Here is a 25,371-nt window from a genome sequence, read left to right on the forward strand (position 1 = left end):
ATTTTGGGACACTTGACTCTCTAGCTGTGAGACACCTCTGTTACCAGTGATGCCCCTTCGGGCAGGTACAACCTTGGCTACTAGGTTGGAGTCTTTCTTAGGGACTCACTCTTTAGGTGCGACTTCGGTTCGCACCAGGCTGAAAACTATTGTAGCTTGTCTCTGAAGACAGCCCCTCCTCGATGCCTCGAAAAACTGCAAATAGTTAATTTTGTACACAATTTTCAGGTTGAATGTGTTAAAATGTGAAAGTTGTTAAATTAAAAATTGTACATGACTGAACGCGCCTATAAATATAGGTTTTACCCAACGCCAGAACAAGAAGAACTCTTGCATCGAACAATGGGCTGCGTTCGGTTGGTTTACAACAAAGCTTTGGCTGCTAGAACCGAATGATGGTATCAGCGACAAGAAAGGATTGGATATAGCGAAACTTCTTCGATGCTGACAGCTTGGAAAAAAGAAGAAGAACTTTCTTTCCTCAACGAAGTTAGTTGCGTTCCTCTCCAGCAAACACTTCGCCATTTGAGCAAAGCGTTTGAAAATTTCTGGGCAAAACGAGCTAAGTATCCCAATTTCAAGAAGAAAAGAAATGGAGGTAATGCTGAATTTACTCGATCTGCTTTCAAGTGGAAGGAAGGTAAACTGTGGCTTGCTAAGTGCAAAGAACCGTTGAATATAGTTTGGTCTAGATTGCTGCCGTCTGGTTGTAATCCTTCCACTGTCACAGTCAAGCTTGAACCTTCGGGTAGATGGTTTATTTCGTTCTTGGTTGACGACCCAACAGTCAAGCCACTCCCTCCAACAAATAAAAATATTGGGTTGGATGCTGGTCAGACCAGCTTGGTCATTACTTCCGATGGCAAAAAAATTACTAACCCCGAGCATTTCAATAATAAATATCAAAAACTTAGAGCAGCGCAAAAGACACTTTCTCGAAGACAAAAAGGCTCTAAAAATAGAGAAAAAGCAAGAATTGCTGTAGCTAGAATTCAAGCTAAAATTGCTGATTCTAGAAAGGATTTTCTGCACAAGCTGACGACTCAATTGGTACGCGAAAATCAAGTAGTAGCAGTTGAGGATTTGGCTGTGCGGAATATGGTTAAGAATCGTTCTCTCGCTCGTAGTATTTCTGATGCTGGTTGGGGAGAATTGGTTCGACAACTTGAATACAAATGCCAGTGGCACGGTCGAGAACTGGTAAAAATTGACCGATGGTTTCCGTCGAGTAAACGATGTGGAAACTGTGGTTTTGTAATCGATAAATTGCCGTTGAATGTTAGAGAGTGGGAGTGTCCAGAATGTAATACTACTCACGACCGAGACATCAACGCCAGTCGTAATATTTTGGCTGCGGGACTCGCAGTTACAGTCTGTGGAGCGAACGTAAGACCTGATAGACATAGCTCTAAAGGAGCGAGTGCGGTCTTGGGGAGGGGCTGTGACTCGAACCAAGTTCGAGTCCTTGTACGCCCCGTGGTTTCCCCCATGAGCAACTCGCGTAGGCAGTTGCAAAAACCCCGTAAGGGAAGGAAACAGAAACCTAAGTCGTGAGTCTTAGGAATCCCCCTCTTCGCGAGGTAACGAGCGTTTAGCGGTGGGAGGATGTCAATTAAAAAGACTTACTTAACTTGACAATAATCATTAATTCCAGAACTTAATTTTCTTTCCCATTCTCCAGCTAGTTTAACATCTGCCTGAGCAGCCTGAGCAGCTACTAAATTTCTACTTTCTCTTGCTTTAACTATGCTGTAAGTTGCTTCAGAGTTGGTACGATAAATTTTAACGAAATCACCTAAATAATGAAGAAGTTGAGGGTCTTTAATTGGCAAACTCTCCATCTTTTCTGCTGCTTTTGTCATTATTTCAGCAGCATTTAACCAATTTTTTATTTCATTGTTTTCTACTGATTTATTAGTAATAATTTTTTTCGTTTCACTAGCTACACTATTAGCAAGAGTAATTATTTGTTCACACTGAGTATATTTATTTTCTTCACAACTAATCAAAAGAGAATGAATACTAAAAATAAATCCAATTAATAAATACTTATGGTAATAAATCTTGGTAAGATTCATATTCTCTAAATGTAGCAATTTTTAAATTGGTGCAGTACACTTATCAGTTATCAGTTACTAATTACTAATTATGAAGGATGAATAATTAACCATTAACATAAGCGAAGCGCACTACCGTAGGTCTCAACTATTAACAAAAAAAACTTTATCGATGGCGTTGTTGATGCCATTGCCATGCATCTTTAATAATACGTTGTAAATCTGGATATTGAGGATTCCAACCGAGGATACGCCTCGCTTTATCACTACTTCCCACCAAAATTGGTGCATCTCCAGCACGCCGTTGTGCTTCTACGACAGGGATATCTAGTTCTGTAATTTGTTTAGCAGTTTCAATTACTTCCCTAACTGAAAAACCATTGCCATTACCCAAATTAAATACTTCGCTTTCTCCTCCTTCTAGTAAATATTTCAGTCCCAAAACATGAGCATCCGCTAAATCACTAACGTGAATATAATCTCTTACGGCTGTGCCATCAGGTGTATCATAATCTGTGCCAAAAATATAAAGATTTTCCCTTTTTCCTAAAGCAGTTAATAAAGCTAAGGGAATCAAGTGGGTTTCAGGTTGATGATCTTCACCTAAACAACCACTTGGATCTGCTCCTGAAGCATTAAAATAGCGAAAAGCTACCGACTTCAAACCATAAGCCTCATCAAAATCGGCTAAGATGCGCTCTACCATATCCTTACTTGCAGCATAGGGACTTAAAGGATTGTGGGGATGTTGTTCTGTCATCGGAATTTCTTGAGGCATCCCGTATACTGCACAAGTAGAAGAAAAAACAAACTTATTGACTCCTGCTGCAATCATTGCCTCTAGTAAATTGAGAGTACTAGAAACATTATTACGATAATAGTCACCTGGTTGTTTAACTGATTCTCCTACCGCAATATAGGCTGCAAAGTGCATTACGGCAGCAATATTATGAGCAACAAACAGTTGATCTAGTAAATTGCGATCGCTTGTATCGCCTACAATTAATTCAACTTTAACTACCTCCTCAATTAATTCCCGATGTCCATAAGATAAATTGTCAAGGACAACTACGCCATAACCAGCTTGTTTAAGAGCTAAGGCTGCGTGAGAACCAATATAACCCGCACCGCCTGTTACTAAAATAGTAGGTTGATAAGGTGACACCCAAACTCCTTGAACTATTGCTTGAAGTTAACCAATCAATAATAAACCGATCTAGTCAGTCTTAGTATAGACGGCTAAGAACATAATCGGTAAGGTCTTTCAAGGCTTGAGCAGAAGGCGAAGGAGTTAGACAAGTTATACTTTGCAAAGCCATCTGAGCATGAGCAGTCGCTAATTGTCTAGCACGTTCAATACCTTTACTTTCTTTAATAATAGTTAAGGCTTTTTCTAAATCTCCTTCTTCACTAAATTCTCTTTCAATTAAAGTTTCTAGATAGGGTTTTTCTTCAAGAGCATATAAAACTGGAGCAGTTATATGACCACTGGCTAAATCAGAACCTACTGGTTTACCTAAAACTTCTGTCGAACCAGTAAAATCGAAAATATCATCTACTATTTGAAAGGCTAAACCTAAATAACGACCATAATCGTATAAAGAGTCAGCTACTTCAGAAGCAACTTCACTTAACAAACCAGCAGCTTTAGCACTATTGGCAATTAAAGAAGCAGTTTTATAATAACTTTTTTCTAAGTATTGTTCTATTGATAAATCACTATTGTATCTACTTAATCCCTGTAAAATTTCTCCTTCGGCAAAATCTCTAATGACTTCTGAGAGAAGTTTGACAACTTCTAGATTATCAAGATTGGCTAAATACCAAGAAGATTGAGCAAATAAAAAGTCTCCAGCTAAAACCGCAATTCGATTGTCAAATAAACTATTGACTGTAGGAACATTACGACGCAAATCAGCTTCGTCTACTACATCATCATGAACCAAACTAGCAGTATGAATCATCTCCGTGATTTCTGCTAGGCGACGATGACGAGGAGTGATTTCTCGTTCTAACATGGTTGCCCGTGAAACCAACAAGACAACTGCTGGTCTAACTCGTTTTCCTCCAGCGGAAAATAAATGTTCTGCTGCTGCACCCAAAATCGGGTGACGCGCACCAATTAGTTTTTTTAGGTTATCTGTCAAGATACGAAGATCTGGATCAACAGGAGTAAATAAAGAAGTTGTTGATATCATTGCTGAGCCAAATTTGGCAATATAGTTAAGAAAGTTTACATAATCCTGTACTTATTTTAAGATAACCTCAGCTAAGAGCAAACTTTTGTTTTCTTTTTTGCTTGAGATTTAGATTGGAAAATATTGTTATAACTATACTTGATTGGTTTAATATTTTTAATTATTATGCTATCTTTTAATTATAGAAGTTTTAAGAAAATAGTAATAGTAAGGTAACTAGACGTAAGTAATTCTGAGTACCTGATAAAAGCAGCAAGTAAGATTACGAAATCAATACTCGCTAGTATGTGGTACGTAAGAAGATTTTTCGTAAGTGTTTCTCTTGGCTAATTGTTTACCAATCAGAATCACTGCTTTGCAGTTACCAAACTGGTTTACTCCTAGACTTAAAAGTCTAAAACGAATTAAAAAATCAACAACGGGTGTGAGAAAAAAATAGTAATTGCTTCAAGCTAATTACTTAGTCTAGGCATCGGTAACTAAAATTATAGCCAAAGTTACTGATGTCCTATAATTGTGTGCCTATTTTTGATTGCCTTGAATTGTTAACCCTATAGCTTCAACCAGTTGTCTTGCCCCATGAATTACGGAGAACTCCCTGTACTGATTACCTGCCTTGCTGCATTTTATCTTATGAGTGTTTATGGCTTACTCAAGCTAGCCGAATTGCTACTCAAAAGTGACCGCTCTTCTCCTAAAGAAGTCGGAAAAGCTAATAATTAAATAATGATTTACTAAATTAGTACTATTCCAATGGTTTAAGGGTCATCGGTGATAAAGATGACTCTTTTAAATACACCTTATCTACTTTAGGATAGTAACCCAACCACTGCCGAGACAAATGGGCAAATTGCTTAGGAGAACCACTTACACAAAAATGGGTAGGTAAAGGCAACTGATTATTTTTTAATCCCATTAAAGCTAGTTCTTTTTCCGCAGCAATTACAATATGTTCGGCAGGATCGACTATGTTAATTGTGCTAGGAATGATAGAACGAATAATTCCATCTAAATGTCGATAATGAGTACAACCGTAGACTAAAGTATCAATTTGTTTATGTAACAAAGGCTGTAAATATCTTTGAGCTACTTGTCTGGTATAAGAAGAATAAATACGGTTTTGTTCAATTAGAGGCACAAATTCTGGACATCCTACTTGCCATACCTGTGCTGTTTGGTCGATTTCTTGAATAGCTTGACGATAAGCGTTACTAGCAGCCGTAGCAAGAGTCGCAATGACACCAATATTTTTTCCTTGTTGAACGGCAGCCCTAGCTCCAGGTAAAATCAAACCTAAGATAGGTATATTGTATTCTTCTCTTACTATTTCCAGGGCAAGAGCAGAACTAGTATTACAAGCCATAATGATCATTTTTACGCCCTGAGTTGACATCCAATCGAGAATGTCTCGGACAAATTGTAAAATTTCTTCTGGTGAGCGATTACCGTAAGGAAGTCTAGCTGTATCAGCAAAATAAAGAATTGATTCTTGTGGCATTTGCCGATAAATTTCTCTTAAAACCGTTAAACCACCGACACCACTATCAAACAAACCAATACGTAGACCTGAAGATTCTATCATCGATTGTAATTAAAAAAAATATTAAGTTGATGAGTGAAAATTGAAGGAAAGTATATAACATTCATTAACTACAGTAAATCTACTTATAGTTTGTTTTGTTTTAGATACTCTATAATGCCTCTAGCGATCGCTTGTGCCATTTGACTGCGATGATTGGGGTCACGAAGACGAGGAGCATCTATTGCGCCAGTAACAAAACCGACTTCTACTAAAACCGCAGGCATAGCAGAATGTCTTAACACATAGAATCTAGCTCTGCGAATCCCGCGATCGCTAATATTAACACTATTTAAAATACTCCAATGAATTACTTCTGCCAAACGACGACCATTTTCATAGTAGTAAGTTTCTAATCCATTAACATCGGGGCGACTAAGGTTGATCGCATTAGCATGAATACTAACAAATAAATCTGCTTTAATCTTGTTAGCATAATCTGTTCTGCCTTGGAGACTAACAAAATAATCGCTATCTCTAGTGAGTTTAACTTCTACTCCTTGTTCTTTAAGAATTTCAGCAACTTCTAGAGAAATAGGTAAAACAATATGTTTTTCTTGTAGACTACCAATTCCAATTGTGCCTGGGTCTTGTCCTCCATGTCCAGCATCAATAACTACTAGTGGTTTATCATGAGCAATTGGCGCAGTAGGTAAGGGACGAGCTTGAAGTGTAGGAGTTATTGTTCGTTCAGGCTGAGGTACATTGATAGTAGTAATAGTTTGCTCGGGAGGAAACAGAGGAGCATCATTAGGTGGCGGAGGAGCTAAACCTCTTTGAATAGGTAGAGCGACTAAGTTATTTTCTGGTTGATTTATTTCTCCTAAACGAATTCCCAATCTGGTAGTAACAAGAATTACGACACCAGAACTTTCTTGGCGAACAACCAGTTCAGATACAGGACTATCAGTTTGTAATAAAGGTCCATCAAAAGGTTCTGCTAATTCGGCATTATCAATTCTAATCTCATAAATGCCATTGCTAGTTTGTTGAGTTCTAGCTGTAACATTTTGATTGGCACTAATTAAAAGTTGACTATCTCCATCAGTAAGTTCTACGGCATCGATAGTCGTTTTTCCTACAGATAAGGTTGTAGGAATTTTTTCACTACTACCAATAGCGGAGGAAACTCCGGCTCTAGGTACTATAATCAAACCTCTAATTCGACTAAAAGTAGCTAGCCAATCTGAGCTATCTTCACCTACTTTCAGACTAATTCTAGCTTGAGGAGGAGAAGTTGAAGTTTGAGTAAATTCTATCGCGCTGACTCCGTATTGATTAACTGCTACTGCTTGATCGCTCAAATCTTGAGGTAGAATGATACCTTCTAAATCAAAATTAATTGCATCGCGGTCGCGACTTTTTTGAATATCATAGTTTCTATTACCATCAATACCAATAAAAAATCCATTGCGTGTCGCTGTTACATAAGAAGAATCAGTTACAGAGGTAACTTGCCTGGTAGCAGTTGAAGATGTATCCGTTACAGAGGTAACTCTTCTGGTAGCAGTTGAAGAGGTAGAAGCAGGAATTGTGCTTAGGGCAACCGAAGGAACCTCAATTGACTGCCCTTGACTTGATAAACGACTTACCCTAGACAAAGGTTCAATTCTAGGACTAGGAAAATCTACTGTCCATTGCGTGGCAGACAATCCCCGAAATTTAACTTCTTGAGGGTCGATAGTATATCCAGGAGCTAATTCTATTACAATACGAGTAGTGTTTTGATCAAATTGTCCTACACGAAGACTTCTGATTGTTCCACTATATTCTTCTTTAACAGTCTTACTTCCTAGCGAAGTTGAAGGAAGATCGATTACTAAACGACTAGGATTAGCAAGTAACTGTGCTTTTGGTTGGATCGCTTCATCAGTAATAAATACTAAATGATTTTCGTCTGCTTCAAATTCCCAAGACAATAATTTTCCCGCTTTTGCGGGGGAACAAAAGAGGAAAATACTTAAACAACTCAGTGCTAGCCAGTGAAATCTCACAATGTTTGCTCCTCACAGAAAGTATGCAACCGACTCTAAATGGTTTTAATTTTGACCCCGTAGAACTCTATAATATCCGCTCTCTAATCTCGATCAACAGGGACGTAAATATAAAGTTTTAAGTTTCAAGATTATCAAAGAAATATAAAGGTAATCACTTAGGCGAATCACAAGAGGAATTTAATTAATTTCTGATGAACTTCGCCTAATTATGGTGTTATTCTCTAGTTTGATCTACTTTGCCAGAGCGGAGTTAAAATTTTTTCTCAGTTACAGTAGATTGAATTGATATCCTTGGCAAATGGGAAACTAAGTAATTGTTTCAGGTTTGGTTTCCATTTCTTTAAACACCAACCGCAGTAAAGGAGGTGCAATAAAAGTAGTTAAAATAACCATCATAATGATAGCTGCTTCCGTAGATTCCGAAAGAGCTCCACTAGCTGAACCGACACCAGCAAACACAAGTCCTACTTCGCCTCGGGGAATCATTCCTACACCAATAGAGAGTTTATTGAGATCGTTTTGACCAAAAAGAGTAAATCCAGTAATTACTTTACCCAGAATAGCAACCAAAATTAAAAATGTGGCAATAATTAATCCTTCTCGATTACTCTCAACTGCTGGATTAAGCACACTGAGGTCGGTTTTGGCTCCGACACAGACAAAGAAAACTGGTACAAGAATATCAGCTACGGGAATGACTTGTTCTTCTAGCTCTTTTCGTTTTTCGGTTTCTGCTAAAACTAAACCGGCAGCAAAAGCACCTAAAATAGCTTCTAATTGAATGGCTGTGGCGATATAAGACAAGGTAAAAGCAAAAATAAGAGCAGTCAATAAAACTTGACCGCGAGTTTTCATTTCGTCTACCAAGCTGACAAAGTAAGGACTTAAGAAACGACCAATCAAGATAGCACCAATTAAGAACGCACCTGCGCTGATTATGAGGTAGATAATATTGACTATTTGAACTTCCCCAGTTTTGACTAGACTGGCTACTACTGCTAAAACAATAATACCTAAAACATCATCTAGTACGGCAGCACCAATAATAATTTGTCCTTCTTTGGAAGAGAGTTGTCCAAGTTCAGCTAATACTTTAGCGGTAATACCAATACTGGTAGCAGTTAAGGCTGCTCCTGCAAAAATAGCAGGAATTACAGGAACATTAAACAGATACACTAAACCTGCTGTACCTGTTGCAAACGGAGCAACTACTCCTACTACCGCGACTATAGCAGCTTGAGGACCAACACGAATTAATTCTTTAAGGTCTGATTCTAAACCAATTTCAAATAAAAGAATAATTACTCCTAATTCGGCTAACAAAGAAATGACTTCACTTTGAGCAGCAAACACCGATTCTGTAGCTTCGGGAGTTAAACCTGCTGTATTTTGTAAAAAGGTAATAACCAATGAATTGTCAGCCGTAGAACCACTTTCAGGAAATACTAATAAATGAAAAGCTGATACTCCAACTAAGACACCACCTACTAATTCACCTAAAACGGGAGGGAGATTGATTCGAGCGCAAATTTCGCCACCTAATTTACTAGCAAAATAAACTATGACTAAACTGAGTAATACTCCTGCTAAAACTAAGGTACTGTTTGAGGTTTCCGATTCATTGGTTGTCGCTAATAAAGGATTCAGCCAAGATAGTGAGGAAAAAGAATTGAAATTCATCCAACAAAAAAGATTGGTCATGTTTTGGGCATAGAGATCGCTTTATATAATGTATAAGCTTATCGGTTGATCGTGATGATTCGGGTATTAGTTTTATCTAGTTGTTGATGAATACTTGTAACCTGTGTGTTAGAAGAAATCAAGGTTTGACTATGCTAAACCTTAATTTCTACAAGCTTTTTAATGTGTATGTTGCTGTAAAATGTCTACCACTTTTTATATGGTAAAAATTTACCACACATACTAACTTGAACCCGATCGCCTTTGGGGTCTTCTACTTTTTCTACTTCCAAGGTAAAATCAATCGCACTCATAATGCCGTCACCAAATTTTTCGTGAATTACTGCTTTAAGAGGCATTCCATAGACTTGCATGATTTCGTAGAAACGATAAATTAAGGGGTCAGTTGGTATTGTGGGTTCGAGAGAACCTTTTAGGGGAGGTATGGTTAAAGGTTCAGCCATTGATTCTGATAAACCCAACGCAGTAACAATTTTGGTTGCTTCTTCAAGATCAGCACTCGCTTGACGGTAAATGACTGAGGCTATCCAAGTTTCATCTCTGCCGACGATTTTTTCTAAATCTTCAAAAGTAATGCCTTTGGCTTGTTTGGCTGCTAAAAGTTTTTCGGTGATTTTTGATCTCGCCATAACTCAATTCTCCTGCTTAAATTTTATGTATATTACCAGCCACAATCAAAATTTGATCTTGGTTAGTTGTGGCAAAAATATTTAATTTTCAAATTAAAACAATTTTTATTGCTTAAAATTAAGTTTTGTAAAGAAAAGTGTGTTAATATTAAGTAGATAGGAATCATAAAAAACTCGCGATCGCAAAACAATTGCTTAAGACCGCGAGCTAATTTTTAACAAGATATTTTTTGGACTAGTTAGGTCAATGCGGTGGTTAGATAAGCTGGATTTGCTCCAGCATTTTCCACCTTCAAACCGCAACACACAACAGCCAGTGTTAACTTTCCCTATGGGTGGAAGAGTAAATCAGGATGAGCATAGTTAAACATAATCAACCATACTGCTGTTTCCGCTAGCCACAACATGAGAATGACCGGAGCCAAAGAAAGAAATTTTTGCAAACCTTCCATGAAATATTCTCCAAAAAACTTTACTAAGTAAAACTAAATTAGCGGGGGGAGATGGGAATTTCAGAGTCTTTGACAGTTAACTTGCCAGTCGTCCATTCACCAAAAGCAGCTAAGGGCCAAGCAGCAGAAGCAATCATACTTTTGACAGCTAAAGGCACATCAAGTATGACTTCTTTCATCTCGGGTTCTTTATCGTTGCGGATCGCAATTAGATAAGAGCGACCAGCCCAACCAATACAGCCGGTGATATAAAGGAAGAGAACACTAGGAATAAAGAAATCCCCGATGTGAGACCAACGACCATCAACAATTAAATGAGGATAGCCTTCTGGACCGCAAAGAGCCTCTGCATAGACGGCAGCACGTCTTTGACCTGATTGAGGATCGGAGGTAGTGTTAAGAAAGTTTTTCGCTTTTTGCAGATAAGCAGGATTATCAGCACAGCGAGTCAAACCAGCAACTCCGTCTGCGTCTGCTGAAGCAGAAGGAGCAAAATTAAACCACAAGGTAACTACTAAAATTAAAGCAAACAATCGTCGCATGGATTTGTTTCCTTTTATTACACAATACAAAGGTGTTTATACAAAAGCGTCAAGATATCATTGATACTCAGAAGTAATCTTACTCTGACCGATGGGTCGAGTAAAGCTTCCGTGAAGCAAGATAGTCTTTTACAACAACTTATCAAAGGATGGGGACAATTTTAGCAATCGAAACAAGTTGTGACGAAACATCGGTCGCAATTGTAAAGAATCGTCAAGTTTTAAGTAACATTGTGGCTTCTCAAATTCAGTTACATCGCACTTATGGCGGTGTTGTACCAGAATTAGCCTCGCGTCAACATTTGGAAACAATTAATCTTTGTATCACAAAAGCTTTAGTGGAAGCAGATAAAAATTGGCAAGAAATTGATGCGATCGCAGCTACTTGCGCTCCTGGTTTAGTAGGGGCATTATTAGTTGGAGTAACCGCAGCCAAAACTTTGGCGATGTTGTATCAAAAACCTTTTTTAGGAGTACATCATCTTGAAGGTCATATTTATGCTTCTTATTTAAGTGAACCTGATTTACAACCACCTTTTTTGTGTTTGTTAGTTTCTGGCGGTCACACCAGTATTATTTATGTCAAGGATTGTGGTTTATATGAGATGTTGGGATCGACTAGAGATGATGCTGCTGGCGAAGCTTTTGATAAGGTGGCAAGACTACTCAATTTAGGTTATCCAGGTGGTCCTATTATTGATAAGTTAGCTCAACAGGGAAATCCTCAAGCTTTTAAGTTACCAGAAGGCAAAATTTCTTTACCGCAAGGTGGTTATCATCCTTATGATTCTAGTTTTAGTGGCTTAAAAACAGCAGTATTAAGGTTAGTTCAAAAACTTGAATTAGAAGGAGATTTACCTGTGGCAGATCTGGCTGCTAGTTTTCAAGATACTGTGGCTAAAGTATTAACTAAAAGAACAATTAAGTGCGCTCTTGATTATGGTTTAACTAAAATTGCTATTGGTGGTGGTGTGGCAGCTAATAGTGGTTTAAGAAAACAGCTTTTAACTGAGGCTCAAAAACACAATTTACAAGTTTATTTTCCTCCTCTTAAACTATGTACAGATAATGCAGCAATGATTGGTTGTGCAGCTTCGGATCATTTTGCTCATGGACATACTTCTTCTTTAAATTTAGGAGTACAATCTCGTCTAGAAATTACAGAAGTTATGAAATTGTATGACAAGTTAAATTAAATTATCAAAAACAAAAATAAGTTCTTTTTGTGAATAGTTAATTGTTATTAATAACAGAGCAAAAAACTCAAAACTAACTAAACCATCAGGATTGATAGGAGTAAGTAATTTGCAGCAGGAAGATCAAGTTTTTTTAACGGAAGAAGAGGAAGAGGATTTATTTGATTATGCTTACGAAAAACCTGGTAGTTTACCAGGAACTTTAAGTATAGAAGAAGATGCTCAACCACCCGAAATTGTGTTGATTGACTATAATGCTAAATATGCTACTCGAATTAATAATCTTACTCCAGAAGAATGTGCTAGTTATTTAGATACTGAATCAGTTTCTTGGGTTGATGTTTCTGGCTTAGGTAGCGAAGATATTTTAAAACGATTAGGAAAAGTTTTTAAACTTCATCCATTAGTTTTAGAAGATGTAGTTAATGTTCCTCAAAGACCAAAAGTTGAAGATTATCAAGACCAATTAGTAATTATTACTCAAATGGCAGTACCTAAACCAAAAGGAGAAGGTTTTTGGTTAGAACAAGTTAGTTTGATTGTCGGTAAATATTATTTATTAACTGTACAAGAAGAACCAGAAAGAGATTGTTTTCATCCAGTTCGCAGACGAATTAGGCTTAAACAAGGCAATATTAGAACTAAAGGTTCTGACTATTTAGCTTATTCTTTATGGGATGCAATTATTGATGGTTTTTTTCCTATTTTAGAAAGTTATGGTGAAAAGATCGAAAATTTAGAAGATGAAGTATTATTTAATCCTAGTAGTCAAACTTTGGGTAAAATTTATCAAGTTAAACGAGAATTATTAGCTTTGCGACGAGCGATTTGGCCCCAAAGAACAGCAATTAATATTTTAATTAGAGATGGAAGTGCTTTAATTACTGATGATGTTTTAGTTTATTTACGAGATTGTTACGATCATATTATTCAAATTATTGATGTAATCGAAACATATCGGGAACTGGCTTCTAGCTTAACCGATGTTTATCTTTCTGCGGTTAGTAATAAAATGAATGAAGTGATGAAATTACTAACTGTTATTTCTACTATTTTTATTCCTTTAACTTTTATTGTTGGTATTTATGGCATGAATTTCAACACAGAAATTTCTCCTTGGAATATGCCAGAGCTAAATTGGTATTGGGGCTATCCTTTGTGTTGGCTCATCATGCTTGCGATCGCAAGTGGATTAATTTATTTCTTTTGGCGTAAGGGATGGTTTAATAATAGTTCTTATTATAAAGAAGATTAATAGTTAATATTTAATTTATTTTAATTTTAAGTTAGTGTCGATTAAAAAATTTATTCATTTTTTTTCTAATCTCAAAAGCTCCTATAAAAGTTATGGCTATTAAGAAAGGAAATAAAAAATAAACTCCTCGATAAGCAAGTAAAGAACCCAAAACATCTGGAGTAGATATTGATTCTGGTAACAAATATAAAATTACAGTTTCAAATATTCCTAATCCTCCAGGTACATGGCTAATAATTGCTGCCGTAATTGCTAGTAAATAAATACCAAAAAAAGCTAAATACGATAATGAATTATGACTGGGCAGAAGCACATAAAGTACTGCTGTGGCTAATGCCCAGTCTAAAGCAGATACCAAAATTTGAGTTAAAGAAATTGAAAGAGAAGGAAAACTCAAAATTTGATTACGAAAATTTAAAGTTTTTTTACGCCAACAAAAATAAAGATAAACACTTACTATTACTAAAAATAATACTCCTAAAGGACGTACCGTTAAAAAATGAAAATAAAGTAATCTAGGAACTGGAAGTGGTTCAAAAATAAAAGTTATTCCACTTACGGCAAATAATCCTAACCAAAAACTTAAATTAGCAAATCCAAGTACTTGAGCAATTTTTTTAGTTGGTACTTGCCAACAAGAATAATAACGATAACGAATTCCTCCTCCAATTAATAAAGCAAATCCTGTTGTATTACTAATGGCGTAGCTTAAAAAAGCAGTCAGCATGATTTTGACAACGGCTAAAGAAGAGCCAAGATAACAAAAAGCAATAACATCATAAAAAGAAATTACTAAATAGCTAATCATGGTTAAACCTACAGCTATTAATAAGCGACTTCTACTAATTGTTAATAAACTTTTCATAATTTCTTGAGGTGGATGATGTTGCAATTCTTGATGTAAAACCCACCAAGAAAGTATCAACAAAATTCCACTGCAACTGAATAAAATCAATTTGTACCAATGATGGTGTTTCATGCTATCAATCCTTGTTGCAACACTAGTAGTTGATTCAGTTTTGCTTATTGATAATTGTGTAGAGTAAGTTTAGAGTTTAAGCATTTCATAAGTTTATCAGTTGTGATCGTGTTTGGTTGATTACTAAATCGTTATTTCAGACTTTTGGTCTATTCAACCATTTTTGCTTAATGGTATTAATTAGTCTTAGATACACTAAATGATTTTATCCACCTGCTTAACAGAAAGTTATTTCTCTGTATCTAGTAGCTTGAATAATTATTTTTTGATTAGGAAAAAATATTCAACCGATGATTAGACTTTTTAATAAATCAAATTTTTGGTTAAATTGGGGCTTAGTTTTTCCCATAATTATGCTTAATTTAGCCTTATTAATTTTTTGTTTTTATTATTTACAACCAGCTATAACAATTATTATTATTGCTGCTTTGCTGGCTTTTTTATTAAATTATCCAGTCAGAATTGTAACTTCAATTATTTCTAAACGTAGTTATGCAGTAGCAATTGTCTTTATTGTGGCTATTACAATTTTTGTTACTTTAGCAATTACGTTATTTCCGTTAGTACTTCAACAACTAGAAGAATTCACCAAACGTCTTCCTGTGTGGATTGATTCTGGTAGTATTCAATTACAAATCTTTCAAGAATGGGCAATTGCTAAAAATCTGCCAATTAATGTTAGTACTGTTGCTAAGAGACTAGAAGAACATTTAGCTAATGAACTACAATTATTGCCTACACAAATTCTTAATTTTGCCCTAGAAGCATTTGACAGTACAATTGAAATTTTAATAGTTGTTGTTTTAACTTTTTATCTTTTATTATATGGCGATCGCTTTTGGAATGATCTATTTCAAGGATTACCACTAAAAATTAGTCAAGTAATTAAACTCGCTTTGCATCAAAGTTTTCGTAATTATTTTCTGGGACAATTTGCGATCGCAGTTTTAATGGGATTGACTTTAACTACTACTTTTTTACTACTTAAAGTTCCCTTTGGATTGTTATTTGGTTTAAGTATAGGAATTTTAGTTTTAATTCCTTTTGGAGATATTTTAGGAATTATTAGTGTTAGTGTTTTAATCTCTTTAAAAAGTATTTGGTTAGGAGGAGAAGTTTTAATTATCGCTGCGATTATCGATCAAGGAATAGATAATATTCTTGCTCCTAGAATTTTTGGTACGTTAGTTGGTTTAAATCCCGTTTGGATTATTATTTCTCTACTTTTAGGAGCAAAAATTGGTGGATTATTAGGAGTAGTTATAGCAGTACCAATAGCAGGAACAATTAACCTGAGTTTAGATTATTTCAAAAATGAATCAATCAATGTTAATAATTAAATTCTCTTCAAAAATAATGTTCAAATTTTTTGACTAGTCTCAAAACAATTAGAGTCAAAATTCCACCAACCAAACCCATTTGCCATAATCCACAACCAGCAGCAGCACCCAAAGCAGCAGCAACCCAAATAGCAGCAGCAGAAGTCAAACCATGAACTTGATTTTTACCCGTTTGTGGTTGAGTATCTCGCCAAATTTCCCCAGCCCCCAAAAAACCAATACCTGTAGCTACTCCTTGAATTGTACGAGATAAAGCCTCATACTCTTGTTGATTAGGACTAAGCATAATCGGAATTAAAACAAACAAAGCAGCACCTAAACTTACCAACATATGAGTTCTTAATCCGGCTGCTTTATTGCGGATTTCTCTTTCCCAACCGATTAATGCTCCAAAACTAATCGCGCTTACTAACCTAATTGTTATTTCTAACCAATCTTGTGAAAATAACAGCAAATCTATCCAAAAAAAGATTAGGCAACTACTTAATCCTAACTGATTTTGAACCAGACTCAGTTAATTAATCAATGTCAATAAGCACCTTTACGAGCTAAAACGACAGCCACAGTTTGTAAAATCAAATAAATATCATAGAAACAAGACCATTTTTGCTGATATTTTAGATCCATGCTGACAATTTGCTCAAAATCAGTGATACGAGAACGTCCTCTAACTTGCCATTCTCCAGTAATACCAGGTTTAACAGAAAGACGTTGACGATGGGATTCTTGATATTGAATAACTTCATCAGGTGTTGGAGGGCGAGTACCAACTAAACTCATTTCTCCTTTAAGTACGTTCCAAAATTGAGGAAATTCATCTAAACTAGTTCGACGTAACCAACGACCTACACGAGTAATACGAGGATCATTTTCATTTTTAAAAATATGCCCTTTAGCTTGATTAAAAACTAAATGTTTTTGTTGATCGGCATTAACAATCATTGAGCGAAATTTCCAAATCCGAAAAGTTTTCCCATACAAACCACAACGAATTTGACTATAAAAAACAGGACCAGCATCTTCCAATTTTATAGCGATCGCAATAGGAATAGCAATAATAATAGTAATTATTAAACCTATTAAAGCTCCAATAATATCAAGAACTCTTTTAGTTCTACTGATTACAGAAGGATGAATTTCTAAGTTTTGAGGTGAGGTTTTATTTTTATAAGAAATAATTGCTGAATTATCCAAAAAATTCATACTTGTTGATTTGATTAAAGTGATTAATTAAATAATCTTGTTTAATCAGTAATTTTACGCATGATTAGTCAGAAAATGGTCTATTGATAGAGTTAATTCATTGAATCTTTAAAATTTAGTCCTTATTTTTAAAGTTTTTGTATCTTAAATATTGAAAATATTATTTGACGCTTTTGAATTGTTGAGATTCTCATTGTCATTTAATAAAATTTATTTCACTCAAGAACTATTTTCAATGATGTCCTGTCACTACAAGACAAATAGCAAGGCAATTCAATCAAGGCAGGTTATAGTTGAAATACCTTTAACTAGGTTTTTTAATTTATTTTCAAGACATAAAACATCTGTGATTGTTAGATTTGTATCCTGACAGAATTTTGCTGCTTATGGAAAACCAATACAAATACATCGAAGAGCAACCAAAATACCTAGAACACCATGCTGAGCTTGGAGAACTAATTGTATCAGTACCTTTTTTCGCTGGTTTACCAGAAGATAGTCTCCAAAAAATTAATACTCATTTTGTCACTCTTAGCCATCCTCCCAATCAAATCATACTGTTAGAAAACGACTGGGGCGGTTCGGTTTATTTTATTTTAGAAGGTTGGGTAAAAATTCGGACTTATAATTTAGATGGAAAGGAAGTCACTCTAAATATTATTGGTCAGGGTGAAATCTTTGGCGAAATGGCAGCATTAGATAAAATGCCGCGCTCGACAGATGCTATTACTCTAACGCCGACAATTATTGGTAGAATTCCTTCTCAAAAATTTGTAGATTTAATTACTACTGAACCTTTAGCAGGAGTTCGTTTAGCTCAATTGATGGCCAAACGCTTACGTCAAGTCAACCGAAGACTACAACTACGAGAAGCAAACAGTACTTCAAGAGTAGCAGATGCCATTTTATTCCTCGTCGAAGGACAAGGACAAATAGGAGAAACAGGAACAGCGATTCCTAATTTACCTCATCGAGAAATTAGTAGTCTGAGTGGATTAGCTAGGGAAACTGTCACCCGAGTCCTTACTAAATTGGAAAAAAGAGGAATCATTAAAAGAGATGCAGATTTATTAACAATTCCTGATTTACCAGCTTTAGAGAATATGATTCTTTAGATAATTTAGACTAAATCAATATTCTACTAGGTATGACAGTCACTGGCTTATGTCTAATGAAAACCAAGAAAATCAATTGCCTGCATCTACTTCAGATTCTTGGATAGAAGATACTAATTGGGTTGATGGTGATGAGCAAGAGGATTTATTAAAGCAATCATCAGTCGTAAGTTGTCAATTAAAGAAACCAATTAAAAACACGACTAACACTGTGATTATAGTTGAAACTGCCTTTTTAGCTAGTACTGCTAGTTTAATCTGGCTGATTAACTATTATTTCCCTCTTGGCCCTTTACTAAAAATCTTTTTTCCCATCCCCATTGCTTTAATTTGTTTGCGTCGGGGACTCCGCGCTTCGTGGATGGCTGCCTTAGTATCTGGACTGCTTTTATCGGTATTGATGGGTCCTACTCGTAGTATTGTCTTTCTCATGCCTTATGGTTTGATGGGAGTACAATTGGGAGTTTGTTGGAGCAGAAGAGCTAGTTGGGTATTGTCGATTTTGATTGGCTCTTTGATCGGTACTTTTGGTTTATTTTTCCGTTTTTGGCTGTTTTCAGTTTTACTAGGCGAAGATCTTTGGATTTATGTAATTACTCAAATTACTGAATTAACCGATTGGATTTTTCTCAAGCTTGGTTTGCTCGCACAACCAAGTTTTTTTCTGATTCAAATTTTAGCGATCGCAATGATTTTAATCAATAATTTAGTTTATTTGTTCGCTGTTCATCTCGTAGCTTTGATTCTTTTAGACCGTCTCGGTAATCCTATTTCTCGTCCTCCTCAATGGGTACAAGTTCTTTTGGATTACGAAGATTAATAATAAATGATTTATCTTTACACTCAATTACAGCAGGGACAAAGATGGCTTAGAAGATATCAAGGAAAAACTCCTACTTTTGCCTGTATTTTAGGATTTACTGCCACTGGTTTAATTCCTGACATTTCTGCTGCGGGAAACACTCCTCAAGCAAGAGAGTATACAGCGATCGCTGATGCTGAGTTTTTATCTTTAGGAGTAGAACCTAATCCTCGTCAGCCTCTTCCTGATCTAACCGCTGGTAGTTCACCCGTATTTATTTCTCGGGCTGTGATTGAATCTCTTAATTTACCTTACTTTATATTTAATGCTGGCTTACTTCATGCCTTAACAGTAGACCATATTGACCTTGAAGGAATTGCTGCTAATTGTCTTACTTCTGGCAAAGCCATGCCTTTGGAAACAGTAAAACATTTATTTGAGCAGGGTTTAGAGTGGGGCAAGAAATTAGCTCAACAAACAGATTATTTAATTATTGGTGAATGTGTAGTGGGAGGAACGACTACTGCGCTTGCGATACTTACGGGTTTAGGAATAGATGCGGTGGGCAAGATAAATAGTAGTCATGTTCATTGCAATCATGCTCAAAAATGGTCAATTGTAGAAGCAGGACTAAAACAGGGAGGATTTATACCTTTTAGTCAAATCACCACTGATCCCTTGAGTTTAGTAGCTGCTGTAGGAGATCCCATGCAAGTTGTAGCTGCCGGAATGACTATCGCTGCTAGTCAGATTACGGGTGTCATGTTAGCAGGGGGTACTCAAATGCTAGCAGTGTATGCTCTAGCCAAAGCCATTAGCCATTATTTTGATTTAGAAATCAAACTAGAACAAGTAGTAGTAGGTACAACTCGTTGGGTAGTAGAAGACCCAACAGGAGATACAGTAGGATTAGCTCGGATGATTGAAGGAGTCCCACTCTTAGCGACTGGGTTAAACTTTACTACTTCCCGTTATCCCAGCTTTCGCCTTTATGAACAAGGATACGTAAAAGAAGGGGTTGGTGCAGGAGGTTGTGCTATTTCTGCTCACCTCAAACAAGGTTGGACTCCAAGTCAATTATTAACTGCCATAGAAACTCTATTTACCAGTTATCAGAATCTAGGATTGAATTCTGTAAGTTAACAATTGTTCTTCTAAAGCAGCGATACGGTTATAAGCTGCGGTTAATTGTGCTGTGAGTCGACGAATTTGAATATCTGGAGATAATTCTTGTTCTTTAGTGGCAGTAGGATTAGGTTGACTGCGGTCGTCGTCTACTAAAATATCTTTGTGAGCCAAGCTATAATCTCCTGTTTCGTAATGAGAACCAGCAGATTTATTACTTAGTTGAGAAACAGCAGCTAAAGAATAAGCAATTGGTTCAGAATGTTTTTGTTTAGCAGCCATTAATGTGTTGACTTGAGAACTAAGTCGTTCGACCATTTGATGAAGTTGGTCAATTTTTTGATTAATTTCCCTGATTTGTAGTTGTAGAGTGTCCATAAATTTGTGAAGTTGGTTGACTGATCTTTTTTCATGCTAAAAGCAAGCTCAAAGAAATGTGTAACTATTCCTGATTCATTTAATATTTGTTTGCTTAACTTTAATTACAAAAATTTACTTCTTTTTGGCATCAATTAGTTTAAATAATCAAAATTTAAAAACTAATTTGGGTAGATGAATTCAGCTATTGTGAGATAAGCTCCAATTAAAGCCAAAAAATGTAAAATTATCCTTATTTTCTCGATTGATTTTCTATAAAATAAAATTATGCTCGACCGTCGTTCTTTCTTGATTAGTGCAGCAACTTTAACTCTAGGACAATTAGTTTCTGGTTGTAGTCAGAATGCTGGAAATTTAAAAGTATTGTTACTGCAAGGTTCGATTCCACCTCAACTAACCAACGATTTTCGTAAAAATATAAATTTAGAAAAAAAAATTAATTTTCAACCAGAAGTAGAAATCAAAAAAATCTATAATTGGTTAGAAAATTGGCAAAATTCAGGTAAAAATACTCAGAGCTTATTTAGTTGGTTGGCTCAGGAAAATAACCAAAGTAAAATGAGCGCTTTGGTTACTTTAGGAGATACTTGGTTAACCACAGCAATTCAAAAACAATTAATCCAACCTCTCGATCTAACTCAATTAACTGCTTGGAAAAGTTTAGATTCAAGATGGCAAAACCTAGTTAAACGCGATCGCAATGGACAGTTAGCTGAAAATGGTCAAATTTGGGGTGCGCCTTATCGTTGGGGTAATACGATCATTGTTTATCGTCGGGATAAGTTTAAAGATTTAGATTGGCAACCAAAAGATTGGCAAGATCTTTGGCATCAAGATTTACGCGATCGCATTTCAATTGTTGATCAACCTAGGGAAGTAATTGGTTTAACTTTAAAAAAACTTGGTTATTCTTACAATACTAATGATTTAAACAAAATTCCTAATTTGTCTTCGGAATTAGCAGCACTACATCAACAGATTAAGTTTTATAGTTCTGACCATTATCTTGAGCCTTTAATTATTGGAGATACTTGGTTGGCTGTTGGTTGGTCTACAGATATTTTACCTTTAAGTAAACGTTACTCTAATCTTGGTTTTGTTGTGCCACAATCGGGTACATCTATCTGGGCAGATTTATGGGTACAACCACGATTAGCTGAGAGTAATTTTGGGGAATTATCTCAATGGATTAATTTTTGTTGGCGTCCCTTAGCAGCTAATCAAATTTCTTTATTTACTAATGCAATCTCGCCTGTAACAAACACAATGAAACCTACAGAATTACCTCAAGATTTACTACATAATTCTATTTTTCAAGCTTCTCTGAAAAGTTTTGCTCTTAGTGAATTTATTACTCCTCTATCCAGTCAAGCAAATCAACAATATCAAGAACTTTGGCAAAAAATTCGTCAAGCTTAATTGTTTCATAATTAATTGGGTGAAGGGGACAAAATGTCACAGAAAAATGAAACAGGAATTTTATTATTATCTTTATTAATTACGATTGGTTTAATTGGAGGCGGATGGTGGTGGTTTCAACAACAAGAAAATTTACCATTTAATTCTTCTAACAATACTTCAACAAGTTCAAGTGATGATTTATTAAGTCCAGGCAATCGAGTTTTAATTACTCAAAATGCTACACCAGAAAAACAAGCAGCAACGGCAGCGATCGCAAATAATAATTATGCCGAAGCAATATCTCAGTTAGAAGCTTCTTTGAAAAAACAGCGTAACGATCCAGAAGCTTTAATTTATCTGAATAATGCTCGAATTGGTACTCAAAAAGCTTATACCATTGCTGTGGCTGTCCCAATTGATGCCGAAACCAATGCTGCTCAAGAAATTCTTAGGGGAGTTGCTCAAGCTCAAACCGAAATTAACAATGCGGGTGGTATTAAAAGTGTACCTCTAAAAGTCATTATTTCTAGCGATCGCAATAATCTAGATACGGCTCAACTATTAGCACAAACTTTGGCACAAAATCCTGAAATTTTAGGTGTTGTCGGTCATTTTTCCAGCGATACAACTTTAGCAGCCAGCCAAGTTTATCAAAAGGCTGGTTTAGTGATGATTTCGCCTACTAGCACCTCTGTCGATCTTTCTGGCGTAGGTAATTACATTTTTCGGACTGTCCCAAGCGATCGCTTTGCAGGTAATGCTTTAGCTCAATATTTACTTCAACAATTAAAGCTACAACAAGCTGCGGTTTTTTATAATTCTGCTAGCAGTTATAGTAATTCTCTCAAAAATATTTTTACTACTGATATCTTTGCTCAAGGTGGAGATATCGTTGGGGAATTTGATTTAGGTAGTAATAGTTTTAATGCTGCTGATGCTGTTCGACAAGCACAACAACAGAAAGCGCAAGCTTTAGTTTTACTCGCTAATTCTGCTACTCTCGATCCAGCACTATTAGTTATTCAGGTTAACAATCGTCAGTTACCTTTACTAGGAGGAGATAGTCTTTATAAACCCCAAACTCTCCAAATAGCAGGAAGTAATGCAGTCGATTTAATTTTAGCTGTACCTTGGCATATTTTAGCTGATCCCAATTCTTCCTTTCCGCAAACAGCCACTCGTTTGTGGGGTGGAGAAGTCAACTGGCGTACTGCTTTAGCTTATGATGCTACCCAAGCCTTAATCGCTGGACTTGAGCGCAATCCCACTCGTCAGGGACTGCAACAAGCCTTATCGGCAAAAGATTTTGTAGCTAATGGTGCTTCAGGAAAGATTCGTTTTCTTCCTTCAGGCGATCGCAATCAAGCGGTTCAATTAGTTAAAGTTGTCAAAGGTAACCGCTCTGGTTTTGGTTATGATTTTGTACCGTTACGCTAGAGTTTTAAAAGCTTGCCAGGTCAAAATATCGTTTAATAAAGTTTGATATCCCTGCACATTAGGATGAAGTCCATCATCACCTAATTGAGTTTTAATCCAATGTTCACCTCTAGCCAACCACAGATCGAAAATATCTAAATAAGGAATGTTTCTTTGTTGACAAGCTTGTAAAGTAGCTTCTTTGTAATGGTATTGATCGCTACGATTGTAATACAAACAATCAAAAAAGGGCATTTTTGTCTCATCCACTGGTGTCATTCCAACAAAGAGTACAGGGCAAAGACTTTGGGCTGCATCTAGTAAATGGTTAACTTGTTGCTTAAATTCAAAAAAATCTGTAAATAAACGACCATTTTGTTTACCCAGACGAGGAGAATCATTAGTACCAACCGATAATAAAATCAAATCAGGTGTACGATTACGCAACTCTCCGCGACAGCGAAACTCTTGTTCCAAACGTTGAGTAACTTGAACAACGCGATCGCCTCTAACTCCTAGATTATATAATACATGACCAGAACTATCTGGAGACATCCATTGGCGACGTAACCTTTCTACCCAACCCCCACCAACAAAATCGCCATAACCGTAAATTAGGCTATCTCCTAAAGCAATAATTTTTAAAGGATGTTGTTTTTTAAAAGACAAACTGGAATTACGAGAACTACTTACCGAAGTCAAATGATTAGAATAAACAGCCTGCATAGATAGAGTTAAGATTTATCTCAAATAGTGGTGTTAAAATTTACATTTTTAAACATTAATAACAATATTAATAGCAAATCAGTAGCCAATCATAACTGATGAAGATAAAAATGTCTCACTGAAAGAACATAAATTGATTCAAAGCTTGATGTAACAGGGATTTAACCATCGTCATCTTAGAACTGCTAAACTAGTAATGATGTAGCAAAAGCTACGTCGCCTATATTTGCGTCAATCGTTTGGAGATCAAAAATATCAATGCAAAGACGAAGCTCGTTTGACTCTTCTCAAATCATGTATCGTGCTGATGAATTAATGAATGCAGCTTCTAATCGTTATAAAATTACGGTTCAAGTAGCTAATCGTGCCAAACGTCGTCGCTATGAAGAAATGGATAGTTTAGAAGATCCAATGATGAAACCAGCTATTCGCGCCATCATTGAAATGTCTGATGAACTTACTCAACCAGAGATTATTGGTGATTAATTAAATAAAACAATTTATAACTCTCTATAGCTTTCAACTAATATGATGGTTAAAGCTATAGATTTTTCAAGCAATTGTTTGCTTAAATCTGATGGTATGAAAATCCGAAACTTATTAATTTCTTTTAGTTTGGGACTGTTATTGCCTTTAATAGCAATAGATTTTTCAGCTAATCATAGTTTAACTTTAGTTGTTGCTCAAAATCTTCGTCCAGAAATGGCAGCAGCAGAAGTTTATCAAAGACTCAAACAATTTCCGCCAGCAAATCAATATCTGAGTCAAGAAACAGGAAAAATCGATTCAGATAATACCTTAGTTAGTCGCATCATTCGTTATCATCAATATGTTAAAAGTCGTCCCGTTACTTATCGACTTGATTGGCAATTAACTTTGGCTGATTATCTCGGTGTTAACGAACCCATTTCAGAATCTCGTTATCCAGGTAGTCAAACTTTAACTGTAAATCCTCAACAGAGCGATATCAAAATTATCAAAGATTTAACTCGCACTCAAAGAAATAAATTAATTGAGACTTTGGTTAGTATTTACAATCCTCAAACTCCATCTACTAACAATTCCAATTCTTCACCACCATCGCCTTCTTCTAACTCTGTTTCTCAACCAAGACTTCCTCAACCAGGAGATGCACAATTACTCTTACCCTAGTTGAAGCAATAAAAACTTTAAAAGCCCCGTCCAGACACTCACCTTTGGTAGAGTGCTGGGCTTCTGCCAGATTAGCTAAAAAGCTAGAAACGTATCGGCGACACATCTGTACAAAAGCACGAAGCGTA

Annotated in this window: 25 protein-coding genes and 1 pseudogene; 12 read left to right on the plus strand and 14 right to left on the minus strand. The window is 36.0% G+C overall.

Going from position 1 to position 25,371, the window contains the following annotated elements:
* Positions 1 to 273: 273 nt before the first annotated feature.
* Positions 274 to 1,554: pseudogene (locus tag STA7437_RS03035) on the plus strand (RNA-guided endonuclease InsQ/TnpB family protein).
* A gap of 68 nt (positions 1,555 to 1,622) precedes the next feature.
* Here the strand turns inward: STA7437_RS03035 and STA7437_RS03040 are convergent.
* The 3 genes from STA7437_RS03040 to sds all read right to left on the minus strand — a co-directional run bounded on the left by STA7437_RS03040 (position 1,623) and on the right by sds (position 4,255).
* The gene (locus tag STA7437_RS03040) at positions 1,623 to 2,078 is read right to left on the minus strand and encodes a hypothetical protein (RefSeq protein WP_015191897.1); all 456 of its coding nucleotides are present in this window, start codon (positions 2,076 to 2,078) and stop codon (positions 1,623 to 1,625) included.
* Positions 2,079 to 2,223: 145 nt separating this feature from the next.
* Positions 2,224 to 3,222, minus strand: a complete 999-nt coding sequence (gene galE / locus STA7437_RS03045) for a UDP-glucose 4-epimerase GalE (RefSeq protein ID WP_015191898.1) — start codon at positions 3,220 to 3,222, stop codon at positions 2,224 to 2,226.
* Positions 3,223 to 3,283: 61 nt separating this feature from the next.
* Positions 3,284 to 4,255, minus strand: a complete 972-nt coding sequence (sds, locus tag STA7437_RS03050; RefSeq protein WP_015191899.1) for a solanesyl diphosphate synthase — start codon at positions 4,253 to 4,255, stop codon at positions 3,284 to 3,286.
* A 579-nt stretch (positions 4,256 to 4,834) separates the two neighbouring features.
* Here sds and STA7437_RS26435 point away from each other — a divergent pair.
* Positions 4,835 to 4,978 carry a hypothetical protein gene (locus tag STA7437_RS26435; protein WP_015191900.1) on the plus strand — a complete coding sequence of 48 codons (144 nt, stop codon included), beginning with the start codon at positions 4,835 to 4,837 and terminating at the stop codon, positions 4,976 to 4,978.
* Positions 4,979 to 5,000: 22 nt separating this feature from the next.
* On the opposite strand, the gene murI is transcribed toward STA7437_RS26435, so the two are convergent.
* The 6 genes from murI to STA7437_RS03080 all read right to left on the minus strand — a co-directional run bounded on the left by murI (position 5,001) and on the right by STA7437_RS03080 (position 11,155).
* Complete coding sequence (murI, locus tag STA7437_RS03055; protein WP_015191901.1) at positions 5,001 to 5,837, minus strand: glutamate racemase; 837 nt, start codon at positions 5,835 to 5,837, stop codon at positions 5,001 to 5,003.
* An 83-nt stretch (positions 5,838 to 5,920) separates the two neighbouring features.
* Positions 5,921 to 7,828 carry an N-acetylmuramoyl-L-alanine amidase gene (locus STA7437_RS03060; protein WP_015191902.1) on the minus strand — a complete coding sequence of 636 codons (1,908 nt, stop codon included), beginning with the start codon at positions 7,826 to 7,828 and terminating at the stop codon, positions 5,921 to 5,923.
* Between the two features lie 309 nt (positions 7,829 to 8,137).
* Complete coding sequence (locus STA7437_RS03065) at positions 8,138 to 9,511, minus strand: cation:proton antiporter (protein ID WP_245562072.1); 1,374 nt, start codon at positions 9,509 to 9,511, stop codon at positions 8,138 to 8,140.
* A 206-nt stretch (positions 9,512 to 9,717) separates the two neighbouring features.
* A complete protein-coding gene (cynS, locus tag STA7437_RS03070) occupies positions 9,718 to 10,161 on the minus strand; it encodes a cyanase (RefSeq protein WP_015191904.1) in 444 nt (147 codons plus the stop codon).
* 329 nt (positions 10,162 to 10,490) lie between these two features.
* Positions 10,491 to 10,613, minus strand: coding sequence for a photosystem I reaction centre subunit IX / PsaJ (locus STA7437_RS27330; RefSeq protein ID WP_015191905.1), 123 nt, complete (start codon positions 10,611 to 10,613; stop codon positions 10,491 to 10,493).
* 38 nt (positions 10,614 to 10,651) lie between these two features.
* Positions 10,652 to 11,155, minus strand: coding sequence for a photosystem I reaction center protein PsaF subunit III (locus STA7437_RS03080; protein WP_015191906.1), 504 nt, complete (start codon positions 11,153 to 11,155; stop codon positions 10,652 to 10,654).
* A gap of 149 nt (positions 11,156 to 11,304) precedes the next feature.
* On the opposite strand from STA7437_RS03080, the gene tsaD reads away from it, so the two are divergent.
* Entirely contained in the window at positions 11,305 to 12,351 is a 1,047-nt protein-coding gene (gene tsaD, locus STA7437_RS03085; RefSeq protein ID WP_015191907.1) for a tRNA (adenosine(37)-N6)-threonylcarbamoyltransferase complex transferase subunit TsaD, read from the plus strand.
* A gap of 109 nt (positions 12,352 to 12,460) precedes the next feature.
* Positions 12,461 to 13,606: a magnesium/cobalt transporter CorA gene (gene corA / locus STA7437_RS03090; protein ID WP_015191908.1), complete on the plus strand. Its 1,146-nt coding sequence runs from the start codon at positions 12,461 to 12,463 to the stop codon at positions 13,604 to 13,606.
* A gap of 31 nt (positions 13,607 to 13,637) precedes the next feature.
* Here corA and STA7437_RS03095 read toward each other — a convergent pair whose 3' ends face one another.
* Positions 13,638 to 14,585 carry a lysylphosphatidylglycerol synthase domain-containing protein gene (locus STA7437_RS03095; RefSeq protein ID WP_015191909.1) on the minus strand — a complete coding sequence of 316 codons (948 nt, stop codon included), beginning with the start codon at positions 14,583 to 14,585 and terminating at the stop codon, positions 13,638 to 13,640.
* A 353-nt stretch (positions 14,586 to 14,938) separates the two neighbouring features.
* Here STA7437_RS03095 and STA7437_RS03100 point away from each other — a divergent pair, with 353 nt between their 5' ends.
* Entirely contained in the window at positions 14,939 to 15,925 is a 987-nt protein-coding gene (locus tag STA7437_RS03100; protein WP_171815440.1) for an AI-2E family transporter, read from the plus strand.
* A 7-nt stretch (positions 15,926 to 15,932) separates the two neighbouring features.
* Here the strand turns inward: STA7437_RS03100 and STA7437_RS03105 are convergent, their stop codons facing one another.
* The gene (locus STA7437_RS03105; RefSeq protein ID WP_015191911.1) at positions 15,933 to 16,379 is read right to left on the minus strand and encodes an MgtC/SapB family protein; all 447 of its coding nucleotides are present in this window, start codon (positions 16,377 to 16,379) and stop codon (positions 15,933 to 15,935) included.
* Positions 16,380 to 16,453: 74 nt separating this feature from the next.
* On the minus strand, positions 16,454 to 17,128 hold the full coding sequence (locus STA7437_RS03110) for a sugar transferase (protein WP_015191912.1): 675 nt from the start codon (positions 17,126 to 17,128) through the stop codon (positions 16,454 to 16,456).
* A 386-nt stretch (positions 17,129 to 17,514) separates the two neighbouring features.
* Between STA7437_RS03110 and STA7437_RS03115 the strand changes: the two genes are divergently transcribed.
* The 3 genes from STA7437_RS03115 to cobT are packed head-to-tail and all read left to right on the plus strand — an operon-like array spanning position 17,515 to position 20,188.
* Complete coding sequence (locus STA7437_RS03115; RefSeq protein WP_015191913.1) at positions 17,515 to 18,243, plus strand: Crp/Fnr family transcriptional regulator; 729 nt, start codon at positions 17,515 to 17,517, stop codon at positions 18,241 to 18,243.
* Between the two features lie 49 nt (positions 18,244 to 18,292).
* On the plus strand, positions 18,293 to 19,063 hold the full coding sequence (locus STA7437_RS03120) for a DUF2232 domain-containing protein (protein WP_015191914.1): 771 nt from the start codon (positions 18,293 to 18,295) through the stop codon (positions 19,061 to 19,063).
* 6 nt (positions 19,064 to 19,069) lie between these two features.
* Positions 19,070 to 20,188, plus strand: a complete 1,119-nt coding sequence (cobT, locus tag STA7437_RS03125) for a nicotinate mononucleotide-dependent phosphoribosyltransferase CobT (protein WP_015191915.1) — start codon at positions 19,070 to 19,072, stop codon at positions 20,186 to 20,188.
* Here cobT and STA7437_RS03130 read toward each other — a convergent pair.
* The gene (locus STA7437_RS03130) at positions 20,165 to 20,548 is read right to left on the minus strand and encodes a hypothetical protein (protein ID WP_015191916.1); all 384 of its coding nucleotides are present in this window, start codon (positions 20,546 to 20,548) and stop codon (positions 20,165 to 20,167) included. The two genes, cobT and STA7437_RS03130, sit on opposite strands and share 24 nt — an antisense overlap.
* 267 nt (positions 20,549 to 20,815) lie before the next feature.
* Here STA7437_RS03130 and STA7437_RS03135 point away from each other — a divergent pair, with 267 nt between their 5' ends.
* The gene (locus STA7437_RS03135; protein ID WP_015191917.1) at positions 20,816 to 21,967 is read left to right on the plus strand and encodes an extracellular solute-binding protein; all 1,152 of its coding nucleotides are present in this window, start codon (positions 20,816 to 20,818) and stop codon (positions 21,965 to 21,967) included.
* 33 nt (positions 21,968 to 22,000) lie between these two features.
* Positions 22,001 to 23,386 carry an ABC transporter substrate-binding protein gene (locus STA7437_RS03140; protein ID WP_015191918.1) on the plus strand — a complete coding sequence of 462 codons (1,386 nt, stop codon included), beginning with the start codon at positions 22,001 to 22,003 and terminating at the stop codon, positions 23,384 to 23,386.
* Here the strand turns inward: STA7437_RS03140 and STA7437_RS03145 are convergent.
* Positions 23,378 to 24,091, minus strand: coding sequence for a GDSL-type esterase/lipase family protein (locus STA7437_RS03145; protein WP_015191919.1), 714 nt, complete (start codon positions 24,089 to 24,091; stop codon positions 23,378 to 23,380). The two genes, STA7437_RS03140 and STA7437_RS03145, sit on opposite strands and share 9 nt — an antisense overlap.
* Before the next feature lie 258 nt (positions 24,092 to 24,349).
* On the opposite strand from STA7437_RS03145, the gene STA7437_RS03150 reads away from it, so the two are divergent.
* Together STA7437_RS03150 and STA7437_RS03155 are read left to right on the plus strand one after the other, a co-directional pair.
* Complete coding sequence (locus STA7437_RS03150) at positions 24,350 to 24,577, plus strand: DNA-directed RNA polymerase subunit omega (protein WP_015191920.1); 228 nt, start codon at positions 24,350 to 24,352, stop codon at positions 24,575 to 24,577.
* A 96-nt stretch (positions 24,578 to 24,673) separates the two neighbouring features.
* On the plus strand, positions 24,674 to 25,243 hold the full coding sequence (locus STA7437_RS03155) for a hypothetical protein (RefSeq protein WP_041619721.1): 570 nt from the start codon (positions 24,674 to 24,676) through the stop codon (positions 25,241 to 25,243).
* Positions 25,244 to 25,371: the final 128 nt, after the last annotated feature.

This window comes from Stanieria cyanosphaera PCC 7437 (genome assembly GCF_000317575.1).
Taxonomy (GTDB): Bacteria; Cyanobacteriota; Cyanobacteriia; order Cyanobacteriales; family Xenococcaceae; genus Stanieria; species Stanieria cyanosphaera.